The organism is Maribacter sp. 4G9 (assembly GCF_002742265.1).
Lineage (GTDB): Bacteria > Bacteroidota > Bacteroidia > Flavobacteriales > Flavobacteriaceae > Maribacter.
On the sequence record NZ_MDGL01000061.1, the window covers coordinates 1 to 26,621 of the forward strand.

Below are 26,621 nucleotides of genomic sequence, written 5' to 3' on the forward strand. Positions count from 1 at the left end.
GGCACCTGTAGCCCCCGTCCCACTTTAGCCAGGCCAGATGCGACAGGCAGCTGTCCGTGTCCGGGAATTTCTCCATAAAGTCGAAAAGGGACATGCTCTTGAATCTTTGCTCCATGTTCTTGATGTTTGTTTCCCCGAATTTACTACTTCTATCGTTATTGATTAAGTACCTAAGTCAATAGATTTAATTAATTGGGCTCATTTTGAATATTGGAATCTACCCTTTTTGTTTTTCTACTGAAATATAATTTAAATAATTTTAGTATTAATATATTCATTATAAATAATTGATATTATGTATTTTAAAAGTTTACAAACGACTGTAAACGATTACAAACGAAAATAAGTGTTTCAGAACCGAGTAATCTTTTGAGCTTAAAATATGTTTGTCCTGTCAAGTCAAGGAGGCTTGATAATATTAACTGTTTAACGCAAAAAATTAACATTATGAACGCACTTAAAAACAAAGTACAGTTGATTGGAAACTTGGGACAGGACCCAGAAATTATCACTATGGAAAATGGAACCAAACTGGCCAAATTTTCATTAGCCACTACCGAGAGCTACAAAAATGCCAAAGGCGAGAAAGTAGACGACACCCAATGGCATAACATCGTTGCTTGGGGGAAGACGGCAGAAATTGTAGAGAACTATTTGCTCAAAGGAAAACAGGTGGCTGTAGAAGGTAAACTTACCCACCGCTCATATGAGACCAAGGAGGGAGAAAAAAGATATATTACGGAAATTCGGTGCAATGAATTATTGATGTTGGGAAAATAATGTAATGTGAGTTCAATATTTGAGAGACATTATCCATTTGACTTTCATGATTCTATTACAATTGTCAGGTCGAGCTGTCATATCGAGCGCAGTCGAGATGCGAGACCTACTGCGACTTGAAGATTTCAAAAAGACTTCTCGACTGCGCTCGAAGGGACATTCTTATTAGCTTCTGCACCTATACAGTGTAGATTTCAATGTCGAATGCTCGTCAAATTAAATTGAAATTTGATATGCCCCGATGCCCTTTATGGGTTTCGGGGTTATTTTTTTTAAATCCCTAGTTATCGCAGTTTACGTAGATACTGTTCCACATTCTCCCGGTCAGGTACTGTGGTGATTTCTTTTTCCAAGGCCTTTTCAAAATATTTCTCGGCGACATAATCATATCCCATGTTGTAATTATATAAACCGGCCAAAAAATACCCTTCCCAAAAATTGGGGTTGAGTGCAACCAGATTTTCTAACCGGGATTGGTCTATATGGGCTTTTCCAGAAATGGCATCTTCCAATTCATCTCGCAACATTCTGTACCGCTCATAATTTTTATAAGCCTCACTTTGTAAAAAAGGGTCTTTAGGGATATTCAGGTTGGTCTGTGTTATAGGCTGGTTCGTTACCTTGGGTAAGTTAAAGACCTTGTTTAAATCATACGCTACAAATTCACCCAATTGATAGGGATTGCTGGACACCCAGACCAATAAATCTTCGGGCTGAAAAACAATACCGTGGTGGGCCAACAATTGGTTCAAGGCCTTTTCGTTCCCGTACCCGATACTTTCTTCATCCAGGCCCTCTTTGTTCCGCAGTATGGAAACCACACCTTCAGGACCAACTTTGGGTGTTTCTTCCAATAGTTCTTCCATACGCTCGTATCGGTATTGGGAATGGCTTTCCAAAATATGTTTCTGATTTTTTTTATCATTGGCATAGGCGGCACTTTGGAAGTGATTGGCACAGATCAACTGATTGTTATTTTCCACCTCATAGACTCCGAAATTATGCGGTGAAACCTCAATAATAGCCGCTTTTTTATCCTTGGCACTACCCACGAATATCGATTCCGATACAAAGACCTCTCTCTTCTTGGCAATGGCAATGGCCTCATCAATGGTGGAAGCATATTGCAAAATTTCGCGTGTAACTAAGGAAACCGGTGTTTTGGCAATCAATGGAAATTGGGACTTTCCGGCGTTCATGGTTACGGTAAGCCCTTGGTCGTTCATCCCGGAGACTACCCCGATCATACCTCCCCAGGTAACCGACATGAATTTGTGTCCATTTTCTGGTTCTACAAAAGCAATTATTTTGTTCTTGGCGAATTCGTCACCTGCATAAAAATCGAAATTCCTGCCGATCAATAATTTTCCGTCCTCGGTTTTGTCGCCCCAGGCTGCGAAGGAGGAACAGCCTACCAAAGCCAAATCCTGTAGTGCATGACCTATATCATGTGCTCCATGGAAATACATGACGCGCTGATAGGGTTTGGCGATATAATCATAATTGGGGGAGGCATATTTGGATATTCCATAGAGCTCCGTTTTATATTGGGCATCTATGTTGAGGTACATTTTCCGGTTGAACCATGCCAAGAACTTTCTCAGCAAATTTTGATAGCCCTTGGAGGGGACCAGTTCATCTATCTTCTTTACGAAAATGTCCTCCTGTTCGTTGAACAATTCTTGGGTAAGGCTTCCCGTTTTTAAACCCAATTCCAAAGAATTTCCACTGACATGGAGCTCCCAAAGCCCCTGTTTATTCTTTCGTAGAAAATTATCGGCTATGCTATAGGTGGAATCATTGATTTTTTTTCGCTCGGGAATTTGAGTTTCGTAGGCGGCAATGTCCGGTTTTTCTAGTAGGGATTTCCTAACCCCACAAGAGGAAAGAACACCTATACATAGAATGAGTGTAATTGCACGGTATGCTATTTTTAATTTTCCCAATTAGGTGAGATTAAGGATGTTCTTATGCGTTTTTTCTATGGCCTTTCTATCCTTGTAATCCAACCATTTCTGTCCCCAATGCTTTCGGGTAAAGTTGTCAAAATTGCGCATGACCAATACATTATAAAGCATGTTCGCGAATCTTTTGGGGTTTCGGGGAAGCGCGCGGAGCGTCATGGAGAAGCCGCCATCCAGATATTTTATATAGTGCCAATAACCGCTAGGCATAAAAAGGGCGTCCCCATGTTCCATATTCGCCGTTATACCTTCAGCATATTGTAGGGCAGGATACTTTTCAAAATCGGGATCGTCCATATCGATAGATTCCAGATTATGGATGGAATAGGGAACCCGATAGAGGTATTTTGTCTGTTCCGGTGAAAAGAGGGTCACATGTTTATGTCCATCAAAATGAAAGTGCATGCTATCTGGCAAATCGATATCATAATGCATAAAAACCTTGGATTCTCCACCGCCAAAAAAGAGTGCGGGCAATTTTTTGAAGAATTTTAGGCCTATGTCCGGATATTCGAAGTCGTGCACCAAATCGGGCATTTTCTTCAGGATTTCATAAAAGAATATACGAAGGTCGGTGGGTTTGGTCTTTAGGATTTCAATATAATCGGCCAGTTTCATTTCTTGGACCGGGGCGTATACGCTTTGCTTGTCCTTGGCAGGTTCGTTGTTATAAAGAGGTACAATTTGGTCCCCGGCTTTGTTCTGTATATAGTCAAGGGTCCATTTTTTATACGCTGGCCAATCCTTGGTCAATCCCTTGAGTAAAACCGGCTTTTGGGGTTTATAATAATTTTCAATGAAATCTTCCTTAGAAATTGTTTCCAATACGGTAATTGGAGTTGTTTTAAACGTACCCATTAGACAGTCATTTTTTTGTTGGTCTTACTGGAAAGTTCGTTGGTGATCTTGTTAATTAAATAGGATCCGCCCAAGATTTCGGAACAGGTAACCACCCCACTGATGGTTACGCCAAGAATACCGTGCATATTCAGGCTTTGACCAGTCAAATAGAGGTTTTCAATCTTGGTACGGGGCGATATAAAAGACTTTAGTGGATCGTTTACGTCCTTTACATAGCCATACATGGAACCTTGATGATTTCCGATGTAATCCCGATAGGACAAGGGTGTTGATGCATACACGGATTGGATACATTCCCTAATAGTAGGGAACTTTTTTTCCAATTCTGTTAGGAAGATTTCCGACTTGTATTTTTTGAATGCTTCATAGGTCTTTCCACGTTCATTTTTTTGGGCTACCGTATTATAAGTGTCTTCCCATTCCTTTACCTCTTCATATCGCATATACGTGATGGCCGTAAGTTGCTCGCCCCATTCATCCTGGTTTTTGCGAACCCCCATGGAAACCATATAGGTCTCGGGCCAAGTCTGTTCAGTGTAATTATGTGCCTCCCAAATTTTTCTATAATCCTTAAAATGATAATAATTTTTGTTCAGATATTTGAACGTTTTGGGCTTAAGGACGATATGGATGCTAAAGGCAGATATAATACTTTCCATATCTTGAATACGACTCGTGTACGATTTCCTAAAATGTTCCTCCCCGATCATCCGTAATGTATGCTTGGGTTCAATGTTGGATATAAAAATGTCCCCCGAGACGGTATTGCCATTTTTTAAAGTTACCGATTCCAACTTCTTGTCCTTACAGGTCATATCTACTACCTCACTGTGCTTGTAAGCCTCCCCTCCATTTTCCTTAAGTCTTCTAATCAGCAATTTGGTGATTTGGCTACCGCCATCCGCACAGCGATAAGCACTTTCAATGTAAGAATTAATGGATAGGGCATGAACGTATAGCGGCGTTTTATCCGGGTCGCCTGCATATAACAGGTTGGACCCCGCCAAAACCGCCCTCAACTTCTCATTTGCAGTAATACTTTCAATATAATCCTTTGCGGTTTGTTGAAATATCTCAGCATCGTTGCCATAAGGCTTGCCCTCTTCCAAATTATATAAAGGAAATTTGTTACAAATGGCTTGAAGTTTTTCGCAATAGCTTGCTATGGCCTTTTTTTCCTTTGGAAATTTCTTTATCAATTGGGCGATAAAATTATCGTAGCCCTGGGCATGGGGATAAGCGGTATCATCATTATCAAAGGTGATGATGTCAAAACCATCCGAATTCATTCTTTTTAAATGAAGTCCATCCAAAATACCTAGATAGTCAAAATAGCGGTATAGATTTTGACCCGGGGACAGACCTCCTATATAGTGCACGCCGGTGTCAAAAATCGTCCTGTCCCTAACAAAGGTCTGTAGATTGCCTCCAAACTGATTGTTTTTTTCCAAAACACAGACACTACGGCCTTCCCGAGCCATGATATTGGCGGCTACCAAGCCTCCCATACCACTGCCGATAATGATGACATCGTAATGCGCTTTCAATTTGATGGTTTTTTATTAAGAACAATAAATTTATCATTTTGCATAGTAACCAGGAAATCTGAGGACAAAACTTCTCTGTAATCCAATAACCTGCCCGTTTTTAGCAGAATGATGGTTTTAAAGTTCCTTATTTCTATGGAGGAAAACGAAAAGTTATCCAAATTAATAAGTAGTATATCCGCGGTATTTGAAAGCGCATCGTATATGGAAGTATAGCATGTAATCCTGGCGTAATTATGAAATAGGAAATTCTGCTCCAAAGCGGTTGAAGCCTCGTAGTTTTCCAAATAGGTGTGCATTTTTCGATCTATTGAATCCAAGGAGAATAGCAGATCCAATTGTCCCATGTCTCTTGATAGATGGACGATACTTGTTTTTGGGGGAACTAACTTTAGTAATTCATGATACGTTGCACTGTTTTGTTCTGTATCCAATTTCACCCGATTGAAAAGAGTATCCCCTTTATACCTGAAATTCTCCAAAAGGGTTTTGTTCCAGTAATCTTTGGTTTCTACATTATCCCGCAGTTTTTGAAATTCTTTTCTAAATTGTGCACCAACCTTTTTCGCCTGTTGGGAATAATTTTCCCCAAATCGGGTATCCCCAAAGGGTATTCTCTGCATGATTTGCACGGTAATACGACCATCCCTGATTACAAAACTGCCTTTGGGCAACACCTCGGAATTACCATGTATCAATATGGGGATGAGGTCCAACTGAAATTTTTCGGCCAAATAAAAAGCCCCCTTATGAAACCTTTTTATTTTGTTGGAGGTGGAGCGGGTTCCTTCTGGAAACGCTATTATGGAAAACCCTTGTTCCAATTTTTCCTTTAGGTATACTTCGCCATTTTCCACACCCCCGGAAACAGGATAGGCCCCAGCTAATTTGGCGGCTTTCCCAAAAATGGGAGAGTTGTACACCCAATCGTTCACTAAAAAGATACTCTTGGGATGTAACATGCCGATGCATAAAATATCCAGAAAGGAAGTATGGTTGGAAATCAACATGGCCGGTTTTTCAAAAGTTTCCTTTGAAGGATTCAATACCTGCTTTTTAACGAAAGGGTTGGTATATAAAACGGATTTCATCAATTTGGAGACCGCTTTGTGGAACCAAAGATTTTGTTTTTTAGCCTGATTGGGATTGAAAAGGGTAACAATCCAGGCATAAATGGAAAAGAGTATTCCGCCCAACCCGAAATATAAAAAGGAACCTACGGAATGGATGAAATACCGAAGAGAAATCGGTCGCTTATTTCTATTGCCTATAAATAGCCGAAACAATAAGGGTTGTATGGTAAAGGCAACAAAAGCTGCGGAGAAAATACCAATTAACGATACCCGTGAAATGGCATAAAGTGCCGGGTGTTTGGCGAAAATCATGACGCCCACGCTGGCAATTGTTGTAATGACCGAAAGAATTATGGAGGTTTTATGCGTGGGAAGGCATTGGGTACCCGTTCGATGTTCTGTAAGCAATCCATTGGTAACAAAAATGCTGTAATCCACTCCCAATCCAAAAATAAAACTGCAAATGATAATGTTGAATATGTTGAATTCAATGCCCAAAAGTCCCATAACGCCCACTGTCAAGAACCACGTTAGAAAAATGGGAATGGCCGTTACCAAGGTAAAGGAAAGGCTACTGTAAAATAAGCCCAAAATAATGACTACGGTTATAAGGGATAACCAAAGCAAACGATTAAAATCCTCTTTTAGAGTGCCCAGGAAGGACTCGTTCACTTCCTTTCTGTTGATCAGGAGTGTATTTTGATTGTGGGAGAAATGTTCCTTGATTATGGGATATTGTTCTTCATTCAGCTTGATCAAGGATGTGGCCGTTGTTCCGGAGCTATCGGAGACAATGTAATCATTGATATTCAAGGCGGGGAAATCCTTGAAATCAGTTACTTGCATTGGTTTAAAATCGCTATCGAGCCAAGTATAAAAATTTTGAAAGGTGCCAGCCTTGAAACCCAAGCCTTGGGCACTAGAATTTATATTTTCCCGTAAGGAGTCGTTCCTGGTTTGGGACCAAAAGTCTTGCCATTGCGCTATTTTATCTTTTTGGGTCCTATTGGATTTCACTAGACTGGATACCGAGGTGAAATTTATGATGCTTTGTTCCTTTTTAAGCTGCTGTAACTCGGCATAGATATTATCGTTCTCTTGCAGAACCTTCTCCCGATCTGCTCCGTAGGTGGATAGATATACGGACTTTGACTCCAAATCCGTAAGCGACTCCAACTTTTTTTGGGCCTTTTGCAATACTTCAGATTCAAAATTCAGTTTGGCGATGTCCTGGTCAAAACGAACCTTGTCATAGAAAAAAACACTAATGATAAGCCCCAAGACAATGATGCCGATTGCCCATGTGTTTTTGTGGAATTCGAACGCGGCCACTTTCTCCAGAACGCCAGGACTTTCCGTTTTAACTCCTTCAAACGCGTATACCTGAGGAATGAACAACAACGAAAAGACCGCCGCACCAACCACACTCACCGAAGCAAAAATCCCCAAATCCTGTAAGGCTTGGGATTCTAAAAATAATAGACATAAAAAGGCCGAAGCCGTTGTTAGACTGCTCATTAAAATGGAAGGGGCCACTTCACGGTACATGAGTTGCAGTTCCTCCCCTTTTCTTATGTGGGTTAATATATGCAGGGCATAATCCAGGGTGACCCCCAATAATATGGCTCCTATGCCCAAGGATACGGCGGAAAGTGATTCACGGGAAATAGCCAAAAGAGCCAACGCCAAAAGCGCCCCAAAAAGGGTAGGGGCAAACAGTATAAAAGGAAGGGTAACCCGTCTATAGAAGACCATAAGAAGTACAAGTAGCACCACCATGGCTATGCTTACCGTAAAAATAATATCGTTCTTTATCTGTTGGGCATTGGCCACCGCTACCAAAGCGGCGCCAAAAAAGGAAACATCCACTTTGTCGCCATACGTGTCGTTCAGTTTTCGCTGGATTTCATAAAGTCCATCGGCCAACGGTCTGTTTTCCACGGTGGCACTTGAGGGATACGTAGGGGTGATGAAAAGTAGGATATTGGTTTCCTCCTTGTTCAACAAAAAGCCGTTTTTAAGGATAAAATCCTCGGCAACCCCTATTTTTTGAAGTTTTTTAAGAGCAATAAAGGAGAGTCCCAAGGGGTCCTTTATGATAGTTTTTTTTGCGATGATTCCAGAGGGGGACACCAAGCTACGGTAGTTTTGCTCCATTTGAAGTTGGATACTATCCCTTGAAAGCTTCCCTTCGATTTCCTTATAATCGGTTTCGTTCAAAAAAAGGGGCAGATTGTCATAGACCAGATCCAGTGTGTTCAAGACCTGGGCATCGTCTACCTTACCTTGAATGTTTTTTACATACCCAGAAAAGCCTTCTTGGAGACTGTCTACAAAGTCCCTCGCGAACAGGGTCAATTCCTCCACGGAACTCGATTCCCCTTTTTCAATGTTCACAATGATCTTGTCCGTAAATGCGATGGACTTTAATACTTTTTGAACGCGTCTTGTCTCTGGATTGGAAGGTATCAAGGCGGTGATGTCGTCCTTGAAATGTACCTTGGAAACGCAAAATGCTAGACCTACAATTACAAGGAGTAGCAGAAAGACACTGATTCCCCTATGTTTTCTAATATGTTTGTATGTCCTAAAAAAGAAATCACCCATTGTTCACGGCCATTTTCCGCTTTCCAAAAAATGTAAGGGTAAGATAGCCTATTCCGCCTAAAAGTAATGCGCCCGTAAGGGCCAATACCATACTCCCCAACAAGTAAGCCTTTAAATGTATCAGGAAATTAAAATTTTCATTTATGGAATCCAAAGAGAAGGTAAAGGATTCCCCTAAAATCCAACTACCTGTCTGTAGACTTGCTAGTACTATAAATGGAATAAAAGGCGGCAAACTTACATTGGAAAAGGCAAAGGCAATGGGCTTGTTCAGTTTAAGGAGAAAGGATAAAAAAAGTACCAATAGGGTATGTAGTCCCCACAAAGGGCTGAGACCTATAAAAACCCCCAAAGCAATTGAGGAGGCCTTTTTCGCAGGAGTATCCTTACTTCCCAGAACATCGTTCAGCAGGAATTTTTTAATCCCCTTTTTTTTAACCTTTCTAAAAAAATCCCTGGGTTTTATATAGAAAATAGTAACCAGGACAAACCAAGTATTCAGGATGCTAATACGAGTAAAGTCCGGCACCGTTCTAAAATGGGAGACACGGTCCACGTCATCATATACTATTTTAACCGGTACGTTTTTGACCAAGGTTCCGTTCCATGAAGCCTTTACGATCACCTCAATTTCAAATTCAAACTTGGGTGTGTAAAGGGATAGCTTTTCAATTTCCTTCAATGGATAAAGACGAAACCCACATTGTGTATCCTCTAGCCATGTTCCTGTTTCGAACCAAAACCAAAAATTGGAGAATTTGTTACCAAAACTACTTTTGCCCGGTACATCGGCCTGGGCCATGTTTCTGGCTCCTATGTACAGTACATTTTTTGTTGCCTCGTTCTCCAGGGCATCCAAAAATACGGGGATGTCGTCCGCAAAGTGTTGCCCATCGGAATCCATGGTAATGGCATATTCATACCCCTTGTCCAAGGCTTCTGTAAATCCGGTCCTAAGGGCCTTGCCTTTACCTTGGTTTTTTTCAAGATGGATTTGATGGATCTTGGAAAAGCCTTGTAAAATTTCAAGGGTGCCGTCCGTGGCACCATCGTTAACTACTATGATGTTCGAAGTGAACCGCAATACATCCCGCAATACCCTGGCCAATGATTTTTCATTATTGTACGTTGGTATCAGTACACAGCAACGCCATTGTTGCATTCTCTCCATTATGGATGCTTGGTCTGGCACTTGGTTTTGATTTTATGATGCTAGAAATCCCAGTAAAGATACATAATCAAAAAGGTCTAGAAGCCCAACTTTTCCGTATCTGAAAAAGCCTTTGAGTCCTTGATATATTTCTGGATCATATTTTTTAAGGAGCCACCCTTCAATTCCGAAAAGTGCTGAAGAATAAAATTTTTATCGGCCTCCATAGCATCTCGGTACTTTACAATTTTGGGCGCATTTTCCTGTACGCTCAATCGAATGAATCGGAGTTCAATATTTTCCGGGTTGGATGCTACGGCGGCTTCGATGATGGCGACTCCCTCCTGAAAAAATTCCTTTTTATCCTTTACTGTTTTTGCGTGTTTTGCCTTTAGGGTAAAAACGGCTCCTTTATAGCAATATAGTACGGCGTTGTTCTCCAAGGTAATCGTGGCCAGCAACTCGTTCAGGTTATCGGTCTTGGAGGTGTCTTCTATGGCTTCGGGATATAGCTTGCGGACTTCCTCAATATGAATGAAAAAAAGAAAAAAGGATAGAAATCCCACGAGTACCAATTTCATTCGGCTGTAATTTTGAAATTGGCGTTCAATTTTAATGCCAAGGTATCTTCAAAACGTACGGTATTCTTGATCTTGACTTCGTTTTCATTCTGGTCAAGTTCAATTTCCAATTGTACGATATCGTTTTTCTCAGGGTTGATAACGGCCATGAACTTAACATTCGAAGCTACGGACAACACTAGTTTTTTCTCCAAGGATTTTTCGGTAAGCTCCTTAATGATTTGTATTACACAAACACCGGGCAATACGGGATGGCCGGGAAAATGCCCTTCGAATATCTCATGTTCCTTATTGAGTTTTATAGTGGCCTTCACATGAGGTTCCGCATACTCGAATTCCTGAATTTCGTACAATCCTTCTAACAACATCTATTTTCTTTTAAATTTATAGGAAGCACCCAATTGAAAAACACCGTTCAGGTTGCTTCCATCTTCTTCATAAAGGTCATCGGCCACAAAAAAGTCGACACTAACGGTCCCCTGTTTATAACGTGCTTCCAAGATAAGTCCAAAATTAAACTCATATACCATACCTCCAAATACCACAACATCAAAAGGGGATATTTCGCCATCTGCATCACCGTTGAACAAATTCACAAAGTTATTTTTTAGGTTTATGTCCAACCCCAGGCCTAGGTTAAAATGAAACCCTTTAGCTGGTCCTACATAAAATTTATTGGCGGCCATTACGGACAAGTAATCAATTTGAACATCCCCAAAATCGGGACTAACGGAGGCACCGCCTTGGGAGGAGTATAAAACTTCAGGTTGGATGGCATACCTGGCCGAAATGGGAATGTCCAGAAACCCGCCAATATATAATCCCGATTTAGGTTCCAAGCGGGTTTTGCTAATTCGACTTTCATTGTAGCCCAATTTGATGCCTGGAGCCACCTGTGCTTTTGATTCCGATATGCCGGCACAGGCAATAAAAAAGAGTATGGTGGCTAACTTGTTCATTTGATGGCCCGTAAAGATATGGCAAGTTTCAAGTTTTTATGTGAAATTTGTATATGTCTTGCCATGGTGTTGCCTATTTCAAAAAATGCGATGTCTACCTTTTCCCTTTGGTTTCCTACGCGTGTGATATTGGTCAGGGTATCGTTTTTGAACGTGTAGTATTGTATTTTGGAACCTATTTTGACTTTGTTCAATATGTTCTCCCCCTTTTCAAAGGTTTCCAAAGGGGATGTTTTTTCCTGGACCAGGCTTCTAAAATCCTGCTCCAATACACTCAAAAGAATCTTACGGTCTAGTTCTTTTAGGATACGGTTTACCTTAAATTCAGTCTCGCTTATAGAGAAGTCAAAGATGGTATTTCCTAGTTCTGTGGTAAAGGCAATCCGATGGGTTTCATCATCCATCTTCTTTAATACCAAGATCCCCCCAAAGGTATTCTTAAAAACGGTGATATTGGATTTGTAGACATAGTCCTTTTTTTTATCAGAAAAATAAGGGTTGACGATTTTTTGACTAACGATTTCAGTAGTTGTATATCCTATTTTTTTAGGATAGGAAGCACAGCCCAAAAGGAGTAGGAAAAGGCTAAAGGTCAAAAACCGCATCTGGAATCGCTTTGTTTTCTACCCTATTTGAAAATACGATTCTGGTATAATCGCCACTGGGTTCGATCATTTTTACTTCTTCTACGGTTCCCTCTTTGGAAAATGTGATGTGAAATGCCTTTATAAAATCCGAAAATTTGGGGTCTTTGGGCAAAAAGTGAACCAGGGGGGCACCATTTTCCCTAAAGTAGGCAATTTCAAATTCATCGGCGCTGAACATATCCCCGTTGATACTGGCACTGATCAAATGATTAAGCTGTTTGAAGAGTTCGTTGGAGCCCAGGTCCAACTTGCTCTTATTGCCGTTATCGTTAATGAGGAGTTTTTCATCTTTAAAAACAACCTTGTACGAAAATGGTTTTTGATATTGCCAACTGACATTATCAGGGCTTTTATAAGCTAATTTTCCGCTAGATTCAATATCATTGGACAAAAAGTCCAGGTGTTTGTACTGAACAAAGTCACTGGAGATGGTTTTGGTTTGTTCCGACTTTTGTTTTACCAATTTTTGAAGTGATTTTGATTCTTCAACGGACATTTTGGTCTGTGCGAAAGCCATACCGGAAAAAAACAGGAAGATTGCCAATAGTCTATACATAAGCCCTTATTTGCAGTAATTGGTCCACCGTAACCGATTCCAACTTTCTGTTCTCCAAAAATACCAATAATCGTTCCAAAACGACCACGGATTTTGCACTGGTATCATGAAGTAGGATAATGGAACCTTTTTCCGTTTTGGAAGTTATCCGTTTCAAAACCTGATTTTCATTCCTAAAAGTGGTATCCAAGGAACGAACGTTCCAACCTATGGAATTAAATTCTAGGTTTTTTACGGCTCGGGCTATGCTGGGGTTGGTGACGCCAAAAGCGGGCCGATACAAGGCCATTTTTAAACCCGTTAGGTTTTCCACAAGTTCGTTCGTTCGATTCAGCTCTTGCATTACTTTAGATGTGCCAAAAAAGCCAAAGGTGTTTGCATGTGAAAACGTATGGTTCCCTATAGAGTGTCCTTGCCTTATGATTTCCTTTAAAAGCTCTGGATGTTTCTCAATATTTTTCCCGATGCAGAAAAAGGTTCCTTTGGCGTTGTATCGTTTAAGAAGGGATAGGACTTTGGGCGTATGTTCCGGGTGCGGGCCGTCATCAAAGGTAATGGCAACTTGGCTTTCCGCTATTTCCCTGTTTGAGTTTAAGGAGTCCAGGTGGTAGTTCCATCGAATGAAAAAAGACCCGCATAATGTCAGTAGGAACCAACTGATGGCCAAAAGGGCAAATAGGATCCGGGGAATGGGTATAAAAATCGAAATGGCAAGAAGGACTATCAAGCCCAGCAGAAAAATAGTATTTACATTTTTCCGCTTTAGCATTTTTCCAATACTACCAGACTATGGTTTTTACCTCGATATTGGTTATATAACAAAAGCCTTTTTGGTTGGGTTACTTTTATATCGTTCCAACGGATTAACTCAGGAACCTTTCCGGTTTTTAAAATTTTATTGGCCATCCAAAAACCGAAACCGGATGCCGTGTCGTACTCCCCGGAAAGATGCTTGTAAACATATTGGGGAATATCCTTAAAAATGGAAGTTTCCAAATCGTGGTAAATTGTATCGTAATCCACATCGCCATTATTTCCCAGAATCACTCCGTCCAAATCCTCCTTACACAAGCCATTTTTCTCCAAAAAGGCCATAATCGTATGGGACACTTCAGAATTTGCCAAGGTATTGTAGATACCCATTCCAATAAGTTTTGAATACGTGGAGGCTTGTTTTTGGTTGGACATAACAAAAAAATGGGACCCTTCCCCAAACACGATGCCCTTGGTACCGGAACGGAGTACCTGCTTCATGGAAACAGGTTCTTTTTTTATATGGTCAATGAATTGATGGGTGGTTACATGGTGTTCTACCAATTCGTCCACGGCGCCCACCAGAATATTTTCGGCTTCGTTATTTTGCAACTGTAGCTTGGCGTCCCATAAACTGGATTCGAACGAAATGTTGGAATGGACATAGGTAAAATTATATCCCTTGCACCCCATATCCAAGGCAATGGAGCCTGCTACGGTGTTATGGGACGATTGAATGAATCGGGTAGGGGTAAGGTATTGTTCGTCGTTATCCAGTAAATCCCGTACAAATTTTTCGGATTCGCCCAAGCAACCTAGACCCGTTCCTACGATGATGGCATCCACATTTTCCAGACCCGCTTCCTTTAGGGCGTTTTGGGAACTTACGGCACTCATTTTAATGCCTTTAGCCATTCTACGGGCGGCGGCTGGTGGAATGAAGTCCTTATAATTGGGATCTACAGCTTTTACCGAAGTGCCTTCGTAATCCACCAAGTCATCCAAAAACCCTGAAGTATCAAAGGTTTTTTGAACGGAAACCGAGCCGATGCTATTTACGAAAACTTCCTTCATGCCTCTTTGGTAAAAATAAGGGTAGAACAATTCCCGCCAAAACCAAAGGAGTTGGAAAGGACCGTTTTTATCTCCTTGTTCATTAATTGGGTCTCGGGAACCAGGTTAAACTCGGTCATGGGTGTTTTAAAGTTGAGGTTTGGGTAAATAACGTTGTTCTGGATGGACAATATTGAATAAACGGCCTCAACACCCGCAGCTACTGCCAAGGTATGACCGGTAAAGGGTTTGGTGGAACTGAATTCTGGTATTTTGTCCTTAAAAACACGGAGGATGGCACGGCCTTCGGAAAGGTCGTTGTTGGGTGTGGCCGTTCCATGTGCATTGATATAATCCACTTCGTCTGGAGTAATACCTGCAACTTTTAAAGCTTTTTCCATGGCTAGAACGGCCCCGTCGCCGTTCTCAGAGGATGCTGTTTGGTGATAGGCATCGTTGGCGTTCCCATACCCTTTAACATAGGCCAAGACCTTTTTGTTTTCCTTGGAAACGATGGCATCGGATTCCAGCACCAAAAATGCGGCCGCTTCACCAAGGTTCAATCCTTTTCGGTTTTCATCGAAAGGGGTGTTGTAGGTGTCGGATAAAATCATCAAGGTCTTGAAGCCGTTTATGGTAAACTTTGAAAGGCTGTCCGACCCGCCCACGATTACCCTGTCCAGTTCACCACTTTTTATCATTCTGGCCCCTAACATTATCGCATTTGCGGCCGAGGAACAGGCCGTGCTAATGGTCGTTACAAAGCTTTTTGAAAGACCTATGGCATCGGCAATTTTTTGGGTGGAATCCCCGGCATGCAAAGAGTTGATATGGTTCCAGTGAACATTACTTTCATAAAAGTCGTAGAAATATTGCTCGGATTTGTCCATGCCGCCTACAGTGGTGCCGGATATAAGTCCGGTACTGTACTCCGATATATTATGAATGCCTGCTTGCGACAAGGCTTCATTTGCTGCCATGATACCCAGCAGGGGTGTCCGCGAATGGGAATCTGGAGGGAGGCCCAGTAATTTTTCCAATTCTTCATTGGTCAACGGAACTTCACCCACCATGATTTCATGTTCATGGACCGTTTTTATACGGCGGACTTTGGATATGCCCGTTTTACCGGAAATCAAGGAAGCGAAATTATCCGCAACATTGTTACCAATAGCGGAAATTAGGCCCATTCCAGTAATCGCAACTCCTTGATTCATTGAAAATATTTAGACAAATAGCAGATTACAACTTGTATATAAATCTGTGATAGGGTGTCAAGTTATGCTTTGTTCGCACTAATGTAAGCGGCCATGGTAGCGATGGACTCGAAGATTTTTCGGCCTTCCTTTGGATCGGCCAGTTTAATGCCATAATCCTTGTCCAACATTACGATAAGCTCCAAGGCGTCAATAGAGTCAAGGCCCAAACCGTCTCCAAACAATGGGTCGTTGTCCGCAATTTCAGCTGCTGTAACATCTTCCAGGTTCAACTGCTCTATAATTTTTTCCTTTAATTCTTGTTTCAAATCACTGCTCATGGGTCGTCTTATATAATCGGTTTATTTCAGCATCGGAATGGACAAAAGTACCTTTCTTCGCTACAACATACAAAAATGCATCATATTTTTCATTATCCACATCTACCCACCCACATAATACCTTTTCGGCCTTGTTTTCATCCATCAATTGCGAGGCATAGGAGCTCAAGGTTTCAGGGCTGAATTCGTCCATAACAAAGAAACAGTTTTCCGAATGAATTTTGTGTTTGATACTGATTTCGCCCATACAGATGTTGGCAAGAGTATATACAAATACGGAAGGGCTGGGATAATATTGGGTAGCATCCTTTATGGAATCTTGATACCCACGGTCCGTATCCAAACTTGCGGCCCTATTAGAGAAAACTATGGCGATGTTTTTTTCAGATTCATCCTTTAATATTACTTCCGCTGCCAAAAATCCCAGTTTGCTCAGGTTGTCCATTTTAAAGAATTTGGGATAGTCCAACCCCAGCTCTTTATAGGCTGCTTTCATGACCGATTTAAAATCTGTTTCCAAGGTTTTGAATGCAGGCGTACCGTTGACGGATACGCCACCATTGTTTACGTGGCTAAAGGATTCTATGTAATAGGGTTTCTCCAAAAATCTATTTCTTTTTGCAAACGAACAAGGTATGGAATTCGCCCAAACTTATATCATCTTTCAATTCCAAACCGGCGGCATCCGCCAGTTCCATAAGTTCCCTAGCCTTGTACATTTTGCTGTTTCCGTTGGCCAAAGCGGTAAAGTAGAGGGACGTGGCTTCCAAGGTGAATTTGGCGTTCTCGAATTTTTGTCGGTCCGTATAGGTCTCAATAATGATCAATTCCGTTTGGGAATCCATGGCGTTCGCTGCCGTTTTGAGGATTTTAAGAATCTCTTCCTTGGAAAAACAGTCCAAAAACTGGCTCATCCAAATGGTATCTGCCCCCGCAGGAATTTTTGGGTTTTCAGAAAGCCAATCTATTTCGCTTCCTTGGACCCTCTCACCAAAACCTTTTTCTGCTGTATTTTTTAAGGCAACCTTTAATTGTCCTGGCAAGTCGAAAATATGTACGTTTACATCCTGGTTATAGGCACAACACTGGATGGCGAACTTTCCGGTATTCCCCCCAATATCGAACAATAATTTGGGCTCGTGCCTAAAAACGATTTTTAGTGCTTCATCGAAAATACCATCGGAATAAAAATGATCAAAATCGAACCATGACTTTTGAACCTCCGGTTTTAATTGGGAGAGTCCCTCGTAAATGGTTTTCCAACTGCCCAATTCCTTTAGGCCGGCAGGTTTGCCCTCGCGGATGGCATCCTCCAGGTGAAATAATCCCTGATAACAGACATCTTGGGTAAAATTCATGTTCACCTGTGTCATGGGATTATAATTTAAGAAATACCCAATTTTGGTCAGTTCATACCTTCCCCTTTCGTCCATGGAAACGATGTTGGAGCTTTCGGCCATTTCCAAAAGTACGCCCAAGCCATATTCGCTAATGGAGAGTTCTTCACAAATCTCTGTAAGGGTGACCCCGCCTTTGGCGACATTTTGAAAGATAAAGTCAAAAACCCCTAAGTTTTTCAAGGAAACCGTGGTTTGGAATACAAAAGGGGCTAAAGATATCTTCTGTGCCTCCTGTAGTGCATCAATGGCCTTAATATATTTTTTTGGCATTTCTTTAATTCAAGGATTGAAAAAGGCGAATTTAATACCCCACGCCTAAATAACAAAGCTTAGACCTTTTTAAAGATAACGGCGGTATTGGATCCACCAAAACCCGATGCTGTTTTCAAAAAAACGTTTATATCCTTTTTCGTTGTCTCGGTAATGATGTTCATGGGTCTAGAGACGCCTAATTCCTTAAATCCAAGGGAGGCGAACAAGGTGTTTCTATGCAATGAATGCATGCCGATGATGGATTCCAACAGGCCCGATGCGCCCAAGGTGTGTCCAAAATAACTTTTTAGACTGTTCACGGGTGTTCTTGAAAGTCCGGCCCTATCAAAGGCGATCGATTCCATTTCGTCATTGAACATCGTAGCCGTACCATGCCCGGAAATATAATCGATGTCATTTTTTTCCATGCCCGATTGTAATACGGCATTTTCAATGCATCTGTAAAGGCCCTCACCGGTACGGGAAGGACCCGAGATGTGGTTGGCATCGTTACAGGAGGCTTCCCCCATTATTTGGACGGATTCCGGGGCCAATTCGCTAGGGTTTTTGGTCACTAAAACACTGGCCGCCACTTCACCAATGTTGATACCGGTCCTAGAATTACAATAGGGTCTACAAGATTCCAAACTTAACGCTTGAAACGCATTGAACCCAGAAAGGATGAATTGGGTTACCAAATCCCCGGCCACCACAAAAATACGGTCATACCTACCTTGCCGGATCAATCTTTTGGCAACGGCAATCGTCAAAATACCTGAAACACAGGCATTGGAAACGATGATTGCCTTGTCATGAAAGCCAAAAAAATCTTGTATTTGGTCGCCCAACTCAGAAAGATAGGCCCTGTATTCTGGAAAGGAACTTTCTTCCTCCAGCACATCGATGTTTCCCTTAGTGGTGGAAATAAGGAGTCCAGTTCTTTCGTCCAGAGTTACGTTGGATTTTGATATGGTGTCATAAAGGGAAACCAACATCATTTTTTCCAAACGGGTGTGTTCCGTTTTTGGACCTAGGATTTCGTACCGATTTTGAAGTTCCCTTGGATCTATCCTTGAGGAACAAAAGGGCACATGAAGGACCTTGTTGTCGTTATATACCGATAACCCACAATTTCCTTTTTCGATACTATCGATAACCGTGAAACTATCAAAACCTAATGACGAAAGGATATTATTATGTGATAGGTAAACATTATCCATCCAATAAACCGACTTTTTTCTTCCACTCCCTAAAAAATTCGGGGATGACCAAGGAGAGTTCCCCCTGCAGTTCCACGAAGACCTGTACGGTTTCCCCCGTACATACCACTTTACCTTCGGGGTTCATAATTTCATACCTGAATATCATTTTTGCTGCCGCTGTATCTACATAGGTTGTCTTTATCTCCGCAACATCGCCGTAGCGCAGCGGGAGCTTGTGTTCACAGGTAGATTTTACGATAGGGGAGGAAAAATTATGTTTCTTTTGATCTAGATAGGAAATCCCGTGATGTCTTCCAAAGGCCTCACGGCCATCCTCAAAATATTGGATGTAGTTGCCGTGCCATACGATACCCAATGGGTCTGTTTCTGTAAAACGGACACGGACCTTGCTTGTAAAACTGATTTCCTTGGTATTGTTAGAGGGCATTTTTTCTTTTGTTATATAAAATGGCTAAGGCGGTTGTGGCTATAAAGAACAGGAATAGAGCGGAAATTTCCGGAAGAATTTCTCCCATTCCAACATTTCTCAAAAATACATCATAAAAGGCATTTAATCCCCAATTCATAGGAGATAGCTTTGAAAGAACCTGCATAAAATGGGGCATGGCAAATACGGGTACCCAAACCCCTCCTATGGCCGCAAGGATGACTACAAAGGTTGCTCCAAAAGGGGCAGACTGTTCCTGTGACTTGGCTATGGTGCCTAACAGAAGCCCAAGGCCTATGGCCGCCAGTCCTGCAAAAAACGCAACTACCATCAAGAGCGGAATCCTACCGGCCACTTCCAATTTAGGAAGACCCATCAAAGGAAAAAGGTACACTCCCAACAGGAGCATCAAAATAAATTGGATGAGGGAAACGACTAGAAAAACAAAGGCTTTCCCTCCCAAAACCGTCGCGTAGGGAATGGGCTGCGTCCTAAGTCTTATGAACGTTCCCTGATTTTTCTCATGCACCATGTTTATGGATAAGGGCAAAATGATAAAGAAAATGGCGAACAAGGTCCAAGCTGGAATATTGTGTTGGGTGGAGTTGGGGATACCTGCCCTTTTGTTGGCGTTTGGAACAATTTCAGTGAAGGAGATAAAACTTTCCGTATCAAAAATGGGACGGTTCCCATCTTCTCCCAATTCCTCTTGAAACGCACTATAGATAGACTTACTTTCAATCTGGGAAATCATTTTGTCTATGTTGTTCCGTACAGAACTTTTGAAGGATTGTTGGGTAGCTGGATCAAAGTATAGCCTTATTTCCTTCTTTTCTATGGCAACCGGTTCGCCTTCCTGTTCCGGCTCTACGCCAAATTTGGCCAATATCCCCGATACATTTTGATCAATCTTCAAATGCAGGTCCCTGGTAAGGTTGTTGGGTAGGATAATGGCAAGTTGATACTCGCCTTTTTGCACCAAATCTTGGGCGCGCTCCTCGTTCTCTTCACTAATGATCTCAAAAAGACTGGATTCCCTTAGATTGTTGCCAACTTGATCGGAAACAGCACCTTTGTCCAAATCGACCAGGAGGATGGGTATTTTGTTCTCCTGTATGGTCTTGAACGTATTGTCCTGTATGAGCGTTATCGTAATGACCAAAAGCAGCGGCATGAGGAATAGGACGGCCAAGCCTCCCAGATCCCGAGAAAGCAACCAAAACTCTTTTTTTGCCGATACCCAAAGTTTATGCATAATCCCGCAAAGCTTTTCCCGTTTGAGCCAGAAAGACCTCCTCCAAATGTTCCGCACCTTGTTCGTTTTGGATCAACTCCTTGGGAGTGCCCAAGCAAATGAGCCTCCCATGGTCTATAATTCCCACTCGGGTACAAAGTGTTTCTGCCTCGTTCAAGTGATGTGAGGTGTACACAATGGTGGTTCCATGGGCGTTCAATTCCTTTAAATAATCGATTATGACCTTTTTGGATTGCACATCCACCCCAACCGTAGGTTCGTCCAAAAAAAGTACTTTCGGTTGGTGAAGAATACTGGCAATTAGATTTACCCGTCGTTTCATACCTCCAGAGAAGGCCTTTATCTTTTTATGGGCGAATTTTTCGAGCCCCAATATTCTTAAATGCTCTTTAATGGATGTTTTGAAGGAAGGCCCCTGTAACCCAAACATACTGCCAAAATAATAGAGGTTTTCAAAGGCTGTTAGGCTAGGATACAGGGCATATTCCTGGGGTACGATACCAATCAGCTGTTTCAATTCCTTACTGTGCGATGCGTAATCAAGGCCATCAATTTTGAAGGAACCTGTGGTAGGTTTTATCAATCCGCTTAGAATGGAGATAAGGGTGGTTTTGCCAGCTCCGTTAGGACCCAGCAATCCAAAAATTTCGCCCTGGTCAATGTTGAGTTCCAAACCGGAGAGGGAATATTGATCCGCATCCTTATACTTTTTGGAAAGTTGGTCGATTTGAATCATAAAACTATTCTTAAACCGCCTTTTTAAGGGTTTTAAAAAAGTGCTCTTCACGATCGGCCAGCACTTCCAATTGTATGGCTACATCTTCGTAACCGCTACTCTTTGAATTTCGGTTTTTGTATATGCGTGACGCATCCACGGCAAAGTCGCGCCAAGCATCGCCAATTGAGGTCATTTCTTTGGAAAGTTCCATAAGCTTTGGATTGCCCAAAAGGGTACTTGCCTCTTGTAAAAAGGCCGCATAAATGTACCTGAAACCGCCGCCGCCCGTGCCTATTTCTTCTTGCATACGAACAATTTGACCCAAGTAGTGGTTCGCTTTTTTTGGCCCTAACTTCATGGGCCATTTCCTTATATTCTTAGCTACCCATCGCATCGCCTTTACACCCACTATGGGCACAGGTGCGGTCATATCCCTCGCCGTTTGTTTGATTCCTTTAACGATAGCGGTCTTCAATTCTAGTGTCTCCGGAAAGGAAATGGGGTAGTACATATGTCCTTTGGGCGCAAACGCGCCTTTGGCAAAACGTACTTTCTCTAGTTCCTTAATGGAAAGGCTGGTTACCGCTTCCATGACAGGGTCACTTATTAAATAACGGTCTCCCTGTTTACCGTACACCACCATATTGTGGGCATTGAAATGGAAACGGTATTCGTCCGGGAAATATACCAGATTGTACACGCCCACTTGTAAACCTACCGGGTTGTTTTTAGCCAAATTTTGGTCGAGGCGTTCCTGGGCTTTTTTGGGATTCTTGAACTTTTCCCGTTTCATTTTTATACCCGTGCGTTTCGCGAATTTATTGAATATGAACCCTGGCATGGAACGGTAGGTGAAAACCGGGGCATAATTTACCTTTAGGAAGGGCAGGTAACTGAACAATAGACCAGAACCAATTCCAAACACCATGGGTTCGCTTATTTGGAAACCATTATGTTTCATAAGATTTGAAACAACACCATTTTCACAGTGGGCGGATTGGTTGTGGGCAAAGTCTATTTTAAGATTTTCAGTCATCAATGGATTTCAATTGTTCAATACTGATGTCGAAGACATCGGCATATTTCTGTAATGTCTTCTGGTTTAATTTTTTAAATACCGATGGTTTAAAGTGTCTTTTTACGCGCCATTGCCAAAGACCCATATAGCTAGCTAGCACGGGCAGATCCATTTTATGGACTTCCATGTAATATTCAATGGGACTCGTCTCATTGTTCAGAACCCGATTTTTTGCATGATTGACACGCTCCTCTATTTCCTTGATGGCGTTGTCCAGCGCAATTTTTTTGGGGTCCCAACCGGTACTTAAAGAGGTAGTGTATTTTCCATCATCATCCACTGCGTACAACATCTCCCTAAAATTGGCAGATGCAAGGTTGCTCTCATCCTGCGGTACATCTTCTTTCTTCATTCTTATACTTCTTGTATCAAACAGTTCAAAGTACAATCTACAATTAAATCGGCATTTCTAAAAGTGCTGGAACTCATCGTGCAGATACTTACGCCGTTCAGGTCATACCGAGACATGAGTTGTGCCTTCGTTACCAGTATATCATGAACTTTGGGCAATTCATAGATCTGCACCTTTTTTATGGCACTTATATAGCCTATAAGGTCGTTACTGGTACCTTCCATGTCCTTTTTATCGTAAAAGCTTTGACCAACGATGGCGGAACAGGTTTGGGCGGCATTTTCAATAAGTCCAGCTTCGGTAAAAAAACCGTTTTCCAAAAAAATGCAATGGGGGAGTATCTTGAATTCAGTAATGACCGATGTATCGTCCACAAAGGGCATATTACTTACAAAAAGCATTGGGGGCCTGTGGGGCAAGAATTTTCGAATGTCTATTTTTTGCCCATCCCTTTCCATGATGTTTATGCTAAGGCAGTTTTAATCTCACTGGTGGCAATCAAGGTATCGCCGCACTCCACTTTTGCCTCTACTAAAGTGACCCCCATGATATCGTGCAAAATGGTAACTGTGGTAATCAATTCCGAACCTAGTTTGGGCAGTTCGAAAATTTCTGCTTTTTTAATGGCTCCTATATATCCTACGGGAGCGGGTTCATTTTTTAAGTAATAGGTATAGCCTTTGTGCATGGCCACGGTTTGGGCCATATTTTCAATAAGCCCAGGTTCCAGAAAGATATTATTGTTACAGAAAAGGTTTGTGTTGTATATGGTCAATCCAGAGACGATTTTGTTTTTCGAGAAATGGTGCAACTTGTCCACCATTACGAATGGCTCTCTTTGAGGTATAAGTTCGATGACGAAATCAGAATCAGTTATGGGCGGCAGTAGTCTTTCCATCTAATAGACCGTTAAATAGGCGTACATATAAGAAAACCGAGCGCTTTCCGGTACATGTAATAATATTTTGTCCCCTTTTTTCAACTTTCCGGAGGCAACCAGTTCCTCCAGCATCACATAAATGGAAGCAGCTCCTACATTGCCTACATGCTCAAGGTTCAAAAACCACTTTTCCCATGGCATGGGTATCCCTTGTTTTTCCATTTCCGCATATAGACCTTCCTTAAAGTAGTACGAGGAAATGTGAGGCAAATAGTAGTCTACATCCTCTGGTCCAATACCATGTTTTTCGTAGGCCTGTTTTAAACTATCGACCCCTTTGACCAAGATGTTGGCACCTAATAAACGGGTGTCTTGTTTCATGGCAAATAGGGACATCTTACCCCAGTCCTCTGCAGGATATTCACTCCATGGCTTTAGATTTCCATCCTCTTTTTTTTCAGCTCCCGCGTACATACATGCATCCATTTCGAAGGCATAGGAATAGCCATCCATCCACTCAATTTTAAGAGGGTTCGCACCACTGGGTGTATTCTCCAATAGCATTGCCCCGGCTCCATCGGATAGCATCCATCTTAGGAATTCCTTGTTAAAGGCCAATATGGGATGGTCCTCCAATTCCTTCAAATGGGTCACTTCGTTTTCGAAAATATCGCTGGTCATCCAGGAAGATGTACGTTCTGAACCGGCACAAACGGCATTGTCCACTTGTCCGGTCATAACGGAAAGATATCCGTATTTTAAGGCATTCATCCCCGAACAACATGCACCGGAAGGTGAATTGATTTCCATGTTGCCATTTTTTAGATACCCATGGACCATAGCGGCGTGGGAAGGCAAAATCTGATCCGGACTAGATGTACCGCAGGACAATAATTGTATGTCTTTGGTAGTAAAACTCCCATCACACAATTTTTCCACGGCCTCTTTGGTCAGTTGTGCGTTGTTATGGGTCGTGTTGCCTTGATCATCAATGGCGTAGTAGCGTTGTTTTATTTGATTGTTCCTCAGGACAATACGGCGAGCTTTGGATGCTTTACCGTCTATAACCCCCAATTTATCTTCCATTTCCTCATTGGAAACAGGTTTATTGGGTAAAAATTTGGCAATTTTAGTTATAAATACGTCCTTCATCAATTCTCTTTTAACGCAACAGAAGAATAATAGTCCTTATCCTTTTTTCTCTGTATATAGCTAGGCAAATAAGTCAGCAAAAATACGACAAAAACTATAGGGGCTATGACCCAAATAGCAAATAACAAATAAATTTTGAAGAAACCAATCCATTTGAGGCGTTTGGGATTTCCAGGTTCTCCCTTCTTGATAATGTGGTTTGCCCATTTTGAGAAAAGGATGTTTCCTCTTTTATCGGTCATGATCAGAAACGGGTGTACCTTTACTCCTCCCAAGGCGATAATCCTATCCTGAAGGTCGTTGTAATTTTTGGAAAGAAGGGCTTGTTTTATAGGTGTTCCAAATCGGTCCGCGGCCTTTATGTCCTTTTCCGATACCCCTGGTTTGGGAAAGATGCCCAAATACCGATCCTTCCTCCCGGAAAACATCCAATGTGCGATGGTAATCACGCTTATATGGTTAATATGTCCATCCACCAAGGCTATATGACCTACCAATTTTGCCCCGGTATCCTTGAGTAATCTTTTCATTTTCTCCTGTGCCATAATCCACATGTTTCTACAGGCAACTACCGTAATTACGGGGGTTTCGTTCAGGAGTGTTTTTGCAACATCCGATTTTAGAAAGGAATTGATGGGAATGGACGGGGTGAGATACCAAACCTGGTATCCTAGAAGTACCAAATCGTATTTTTTCTCCAGGATGGTTTTGGAAGGGTGTTCAAAATCCCTGGGTATCTGTAAAAAGGATTCCGGAAAGCTATCATAGAAATTCTCTTTTTTCCAAGGGAAGTCATAGGCAGGTTTTGCAAGTATTTCATAATAGGAGATATGAATGTTTTCACCTTGGATATTTTTTGCCATATTTTCCAATATGGTCAACAATTGACCGGTTTGGGAATAGTAAACGATTAAAACTTCCTTCATTTTTTTAAACTGTCTTTCCAAAAGTCAAAATAATTGAACCATTGATAGGGATATTTTTCCAAGACCCATTCCATACTTTGGGTAAATTCTTTCAATAAGGATTGAGGGTCCCTGGCTTTGGCAATCGCTTTTTTTGCATACAGATGATATTCCTTTTTAGGACCTTTTAAAACATATACAAATAGCACCGGTACCTTCAAGCGGGTAGCCAATAGATAGGGTCCCAATGGAAATTCTGCTTCGGTACCCAAAAATTCCTGTTTTAGGGTTTTGGTTCCCGGGAGGTATCGGTCTCCCGTAAAAACGACTAACCCTCCTTGTCCCAGAGCACTGTGAATCTCAAAAATATGCGACATGTCTTCACGTACCACAATAAATTCCATGGAGGATTTTGCAACAATGCCGTCCATGTACTCTTTAATATTCTCATGTTCCGCATGTGTGGTCACCATGAAAATTTTGGAGATAGAGTATCTGTTTTCCAGAAAATAATGGGATACTTCAAAGTTTCCAATGTGGCCACTGATCAATATGCCGCCTTTATTCTGTTTGAGCAGATCGTCTATATGCTCAATACCGTCATGGGTGTAACGATATTGTTCCCTAAAGTTCGTGGAGATGGCCACCCTATCCGTTAGCACTTTACCAAGCATATAATAGCTTTTGTATATGGCGGCAATGCTTTTCAGTTTGGTGAATCTGAGTCTTCTGTTGAAATAATAGAAAATGGACCTGGAACTTTTATATGAGAACAAAAAGTAATAGAATACAACGAACCTTAGGATAAAGTAGGCGATTCCTAGTCCAAAAGTATTGAGGAAAAAGATGTATAGCTTATAGCCTAGGACGGTACCTTTAGATTTTCCTTCCCACTCAGTCGCCATTCATCT

General features: G+C 41.7%; 28 protein-coding genes. 1 reads left to right on the forward strand and 27 read right to left on the reverse strand.

The window, feature by feature from the left end:
- Nucleotides 1–447: 447 nt before the first annotated feature.
- A complete protein-coding gene (locus BFP75_RS08290; protein ID WP_099544775.1) occupies nucleotides 448–780 on the forward strand; it encodes a single-stranded DNA-binding protein in 333 nt (110 codons plus the stop codon).
- A gap of 284 nt (nucleotides 781–1,064) precedes the next feature.
- Here BFP75_RS08290 and BFP75_RS08295 read toward each other — a convergent pair whose 3' ends face one another.
- The 27 genes from BFP75_RS08295 to BFP75_RS08425 all read right to left on the reverse strand — a co-directional run bounded on the left by BFP75_RS08295 (nucleotide 1,065) and on the right by BFP75_RS08425 (nucleotide 26,615).
- On the reverse strand, nucleotides 1,065–2,726 hold the full coding sequence (locus tag BFP75_RS08295; RefSeq protein WP_240531741.1) for a C45 family autoproteolytic acyltransferase/hydolase: 1,662 nt from the start codon (nucleotides 2,724–2,726) through the stop codon (nucleotides 1,065–1,067).
- Nucleotides 2,727–3,602, reverse strand: a complete 876-nt coding sequence (locus BFP75_RS08300) for a cupin-like domain-containing protein (protein ID WP_099544776.1) — start codon at nucleotides 3,600–3,602, stop codon at nucleotides 2,727–2,729.
- A complete protein-coding gene (locus BFP75_RS08305; protein ID WP_123803362.1) occupies nucleotides 3,602–5,152 on the reverse strand; it encodes a phytoene desaturase family protein in 1,551 nt (516 codons plus the stop codon). The genes BFP75_RS08300 and BFP75_RS08305 overlap by 1 nt, the downstream gene beginning before the upstream one ends.
- On the reverse strand, nucleotides 5,149–8,832 hold the full coding sequence (locus BFP75_RS08310; protein ID WP_099544777.1) for a 1-acyl-sn-glycerol-3-phosphate acyltransferase: 3,684 nt from the start codon (nucleotides 8,830–8,832) through the stop codon (nucleotides 5,149–5,151). The genes BFP75_RS08305 and BFP75_RS08310 overlap by 4 nt, the downstream gene beginning before the upstream one ends.
- A complete protein-coding gene (locus BFP75_RS08315) occupies nucleotides 8,825–10,024 on the reverse strand; it encodes a DUF2062 domain-containing protein (RefSeq protein ID WP_317044516.1) in 1,200 nt (399 codons plus the stop codon). Before BFP75_RS08315 ends, BFP75_RS08310 begins: the two co-directional genes overlap by 8 nt.
- 56 nt (nucleotides 10,025–10,080) lie before the next feature.
- Nucleotides 10,081–10,563: a hypothetical protein gene (locus tag BFP75_RS08320; protein ID WP_099544778.1), complete on the reverse strand. Its 483-nt coding sequence runs from the start codon at nucleotides 10,561–10,563 to the stop codon at nucleotides 10,081–10,083.
- Nucleotides 10,560–10,931: a 3-hydroxyacyl-ACP dehydratase gene (locus BFP75_RS08325; protein ID WP_099544779.1), complete on the reverse strand. Its 372-nt coding sequence runs from the start codon at nucleotides 10,929–10,931 to the stop codon at nucleotides 10,560–10,562. The genes BFP75_RS08320 and BFP75_RS08325 overlap by 4 nt, the downstream gene beginning before the upstream one ends.
- Nucleotides 10,932–11,522: a porin family protein gene (locus BFP75_RS08330; RefSeq protein WP_099544780.1), complete on the reverse strand. Its 591-nt coding sequence runs from the start codon at nucleotides 11,520–11,522 to the stop codon at nucleotides 10,932–10,934.
- Nucleotides 11,519–12,127 (reverse strand): hypothetical protein, encoded by a 609-nt coding sequence (locus tag BFP75_RS08335; protein ID WP_099544781.1) that lies wholly within the window; start codon nucleotides 12,125–12,127, stop codon nucleotides 11,519–11,521. Before BFP75_RS08335 ends, BFP75_RS08330 begins: the two co-directional genes overlap by 4 nt.
- Nucleotides 12,108–12,725, reverse strand: a complete 618-nt coding sequence (locus tag BFP75_RS08340; RefSeq protein ID WP_099544782.1) for a LolA family protein — start codon at nucleotides 12,723–12,725, stop codon at nucleotides 12,108–12,110. Before BFP75_RS08340 ends, BFP75_RS08335 begins: the two co-directional genes overlap by 20 nt.
- Complete coding sequence (locus BFP75_RS08345) at nucleotides 12,718–13,494, reverse strand: polysaccharide deacetylase family protein (protein WP_099544783.1); 777 nt, start codon at nucleotides 13,492–13,494, stop codon at nucleotides 12,718–12,720. The genes BFP75_RS08340 and BFP75_RS08345 overlap by 8 nt, the downstream gene beginning before the upstream one ends.
- Nucleotides 13,488–14,552 (reverse strand): beta-ketoacyl synthase N-terminal-like domain-containing protein, encoded by a 1,065-nt coding sequence (locus BFP75_RS08350; RefSeq protein ID WP_099544784.1) that lies wholly within the window; start codon nucleotides 14,550–14,552, stop codon nucleotides 13,488–13,490. The genes BFP75_RS08345 and BFP75_RS08350 overlap by 7 nt, the downstream gene beginning before the upstream one ends.
- The gene (locus BFP75_RS08355; protein ID WP_099544785.1) at nucleotides 14,549–15,748 is read right to left on the reverse strand and encodes a beta-ketoacyl-[acyl-carrier-protein] synthase family protein; all 1,200 of its coding nucleotides are present in this window, start codon (nucleotides 15,746–15,748) and stop codon (nucleotides 14,549–14,551) included. The genes BFP75_RS08350 and BFP75_RS08355 overlap by 4 nt, the downstream gene beginning before the upstream one ends.
- A gap of 62 nt (nucleotides 15,749–15,810) precedes the next feature.
- The gene (locus BFP75_RS08360; RefSeq protein ID WP_099544786.1) at nucleotides 15,811–16,068 is read right to left on the reverse strand and encodes a phosphopantetheine-binding protein; all 258 of its coding nucleotides are present in this window, start codon (nucleotides 16,066–16,068) and stop codon (nucleotides 15,811–15,813) included.
- Complete coding sequence (locus BFP75_RS08365) at nucleotides 16,058–16,672, reverse strand: 3-oxoacyl-ACP synthase (protein ID WP_099544787.1); 615 nt, start codon at nucleotides 16,670–16,672, stop codon at nucleotides 16,058–16,060. The genes BFP75_RS08360 and BFP75_RS08365 overlap by 11 nt, the downstream gene beginning before the upstream one ends.
- 4 nt (nucleotides 16,673–16,676) lie before the next feature.
- The gene (locus tag BFP75_RS08370; RefSeq protein WP_099544788.1) at nucleotides 16,677–17,738 is read right to left on the reverse strand and encodes a methyltransferase; all 1,062 of its coding nucleotides are present in this window, start codon (nucleotides 17,736–17,738) and stop codon (nucleotides 16,677–16,679) included.
- Nucleotides 17,739–17,797: 59 nt separating this feature from the next.
- Nucleotides 17,798–18,940 (reverse strand): beta-ketoacyl synthase N-terminal-like domain-containing protein, encoded by a 1,143-nt coding sequence (locus BFP75_RS08375; RefSeq protein WP_099544789.1) that lies wholly within the window; start codon nucleotides 18,938–18,940, stop codon nucleotides 17,798–17,800.
- The gene (locus tag BFP75_RS08380) at nucleotides 18,933–19,370 is read right to left on the reverse strand and encodes an acyl-CoA thioesterase (protein WP_099544790.1); all 438 of its coding nucleotides are present in this window, start codon (nucleotides 19,368–19,370) and stop codon (nucleotides 18,933–18,935) included. Before BFP75_RS08380 ends, BFP75_RS08375 begins: the two co-directional genes overlap by 8 nt.
- Nucleotides 19,360–20,625, reverse strand: coding sequence for an ABC transporter permease (locus BFP75_RS08385; RefSeq protein ID WP_099544791.1), 1,266 nt, complete (start codon nucleotides 20,623–20,625; stop codon nucleotides 19,360–19,362). Before BFP75_RS08385 ends, BFP75_RS08380 begins: the two co-directional genes overlap by 11 nt.
- Complete coding sequence (locus BFP75_RS08390) at nucleotides 20,618–21,361, reverse strand: ABC transporter ATP-binding protein (protein ID WP_099544792.1); 744 nt, start codon at nucleotides 21,359–21,361, stop codon at nucleotides 20,618–20,620. The genes BFP75_RS08385 and BFP75_RS08390 overlap by 8 nt, the downstream gene beginning before the upstream one ends.
- Before the next feature lie 10 nt (nucleotides 21,362–21,371).
- The gene (locus BFP75_RS08395) at nucleotides 21,372–22,379 is read right to left on the reverse strand and encodes a BtrH N-terminal domain-containing protein (RefSeq protein WP_099544793.1); all 1,008 of its coding nucleotides are present in this window, start codon (nucleotides 22,377–22,379) and stop codon (nucleotides 21,372–21,374) included.
- Nucleotides 22,372–22,773 carry a hypothetical protein gene (locus BFP75_RS08400; protein WP_099544794.1) on the reverse strand — a complete coding sequence of 134 codons (402 nt, stop codon included), beginning with the start codon at nucleotides 22,771–22,773 and terminating at the stop codon, nucleotides 22,372–22,374. The genes BFP75_RS08395 and BFP75_RS08400 overlap by 8 nt, the downstream gene beginning before the upstream one ends.
- A gap of 2 nt (nucleotides 22,774–22,775) precedes the next feature.
- Nucleotides 22,776–23,231: an ABC transporter permease gene (locus tag BFP75_RS08405; protein WP_099544795.1), complete on the reverse strand. Its 456-nt coding sequence runs from the start codon at nucleotides 23,229–23,231 to the stop codon at nucleotides 22,776–22,778.
- A 5-nt stretch (nucleotides 23,232–23,236) separates the two neighbouring features.
- The gene (locus BFP75_RS08410; protein WP_099544796.1) at nucleotides 23,237–23,671 is read right to left on the reverse strand and encodes a hypothetical protein; all 435 of its coding nucleotides are present in this window, start codon (nucleotides 23,669–23,671) and stop codon (nucleotides 23,237–23,239) included.
- Complete coding sequence (locus tag BFP75_RS08415) at nucleotides 23,672–24,805, reverse strand: beta-ketoacyl-ACP synthase III (RefSeq protein ID WP_099544797.1); 1,134 nt, start codon at nucleotides 24,803–24,805, stop codon at nucleotides 23,672–23,674.
- Nucleotides 24,805–25,731, reverse strand: a complete 927-nt coding sequence (locus BFP75_RS08420) for a flavodoxin family protein (protein ID WP_099544798.1) — start codon at nucleotides 25,729–25,731, stop codon at nucleotides 24,805–24,807. Before BFP75_RS08420 ends, BFP75_RS08415 begins: the two co-directional genes overlap by 1 nt.
- On the reverse strand, nucleotides 25,728–26,615 hold the full coding sequence (locus tag BFP75_RS08425) for a lipid A biosynthesis acyltransferase (protein WP_099544799.1): 888 nt from the start codon (nucleotides 26,613–26,615) through the stop codon (nucleotides 25,728–25,730). The genes BFP75_RS08420 and BFP75_RS08425 overlap by 4 nt, the downstream gene beginning before the upstream one ends.
- Between the last annotated feature and the right edge of the window lie 6 nt (nucleotides 26,616–26,621).

Bases quoted from the DNA above. Each gene is read 5' to 3' on its own strand.
- BFP75_RS08290 (WP_099544775.1), top strand. From the start codon at position 448: ATGAACGCACTTAAAAACAAAGTACAGTTGATTGGAAACTTGGGACAG.
- BFP75_RS08300 (WP_099544776.1), bottom strand. From the start codon at position 3,602: ATGGGTACGTTTAAAACAACTCCAATTACCGTATTGGAAACAATTTCT.
- BFP75_RS08310 (WP_099544777.1), bottom strand. From the start codon at position 8,832: ATGGGTGATTTCTTTTTTAGGACATACAAACATATTAGAAAACATAGG.
- BFP75_RS08320 (WP_099544778.1), bottom strand. From the start codon at position 10,563: ATGAAATTGGTACTCGTGGGATTTCTATCCTTTTTTCTTTTTTTCATT.
- BFP75_RS08325 (WP_099544779.1), bottom strand. From the start codon at position 10,931: ATGTTGTTAGAAGGATTGTACGAAATTCAGGAATTCGAGTATGCGGAA.
- BFP75_RS08330 (WP_099544780.1), bottom strand. From the start codon at position 11,522: ATGAACAAGTTAGCCACCATACTCTTTTTTATTGCCTGTGCCGGCATA.
- BFP75_RS08335 (WP_099544781.1), bottom strand. From the start codon at position 12,127: ATGCGGTTTTTGACCTTTAGCCTTTTCCTACTCCTTTTGGGCTGTGCT.
- BFP75_RS08340 (WP_099544782.1), bottom strand. From the start codon at position 12,725: ATGTATAGACTATTGGCAATCTTCCTGTTTTTTTCCGGTATGGCTTTC.
- BFP75_RS08345 (WP_099544783.1), bottom strand. From the start codon at position 13,494: ATGCTAAAGCGGAAAAATGTAAATACTATTTTTCTGCTGGGCTTGATA.
- BFP75_RS08350 (WP_099544784.1), bottom strand. From the start codon at position 14,552: ATGAAGGAAGTTTTCGTAAATAGCATCGGCTCGGTTTCCGTTCAAAAA.
- BFP75_RS08355 (WP_099544785.1), bottom strand. From the start codon at position 15,748: ATGAATCAAGGAGTTGCGATTACTGGAATGGGCCTAATTTCCGCTATT.
- BFP75_RS08360 (WP_099544786.1), bottom strand. From the start codon at position 16,068: ATGAGCAGTGATTTGAAACAAGAATTAAAGGAAAAAATTATAGAGCAG.
- BFP75_RS08370 (WP_099544788.1), bottom strand. From the start codon at position 17,738: ATGCCAAAAAAATATATTAAGGCCATTGATGCACTACAGGAGGCACAG.
- BFP75_RS08375 (WP_099544789.1), bottom strand. From the start codon at position 18,940: ATGGATAATGTTTACCTATCACATAATAATATCCTTTCGTCATTAGGT.
- BFP75_RS08380 (WP_099544790.1), bottom strand. From the start codon at position 19,370: ATGCCCTCTAACAATACCAAGGAAATCAGTTTTACAAGCAAGGTCCGT.
- BFP75_RS08385 (WP_099544791.1), bottom strand. From the start codon at position 20,625: ATGCATAAACTTTGGGTATCGGCAAAAAAAGAGTTTTGGTTGCTTTCT.
- BFP75_RS08390 (WP_099544792.1), bottom strand. From the start codon at position 21,361: ATGATTCAAATCGACCAACTTTCCAAAAAGTATAAGGATGCGGATCAA.
- BFP75_RS08395 (WP_099544793.1), bottom strand. From the start codon at position 22,379: ATGACTGAAAATCTTAAAATAGACTTTGCCCACAACCAATCCGCCCAC.
- BFP75_RS08400 (WP_099544794.1), bottom strand. From the start codon at position 22,773: ATGAAGAAAGAAGATGTACCGCAGGATGAGAGCAACCTTGCATCTGCC.
- BFP75_RS08405 (WP_099544795.1), bottom strand. From the start codon at position 23,231: ATGGAAAGGGATGGGCAAAAAATAGACATTCGAAAATTCTTGCCCCAC.
- BFP75_RS08410 (WP_099544796.1), bottom strand. From the start codon at position 23,671: ATGGAAAGACTACTGCCGCCCATAACTGATTCTGATTTCGTCATCGAA.
- BFP75_RS08415 (WP_099544797.1), bottom strand. From the start codon at position 24,805: ATGAAGGACGTATTTATAACTAAAATTGCCAAATTTTTACCCAATAAA.
- BFP75_RS08420 (WP_099544798.1), bottom strand. From the start codon at position 25,731: ATGAAGGAAGTTTTAATCGTTTACTATTCCCAAACCGGTCAATTGTTG.
- BFP75_RS08425 (WP_099544799.1), bottom strand. From the start codon at position 26,615: ATGGCGACTGAGTGGGAAGGAAAATCTAAAGGTACCGTCCTAGGCTAT.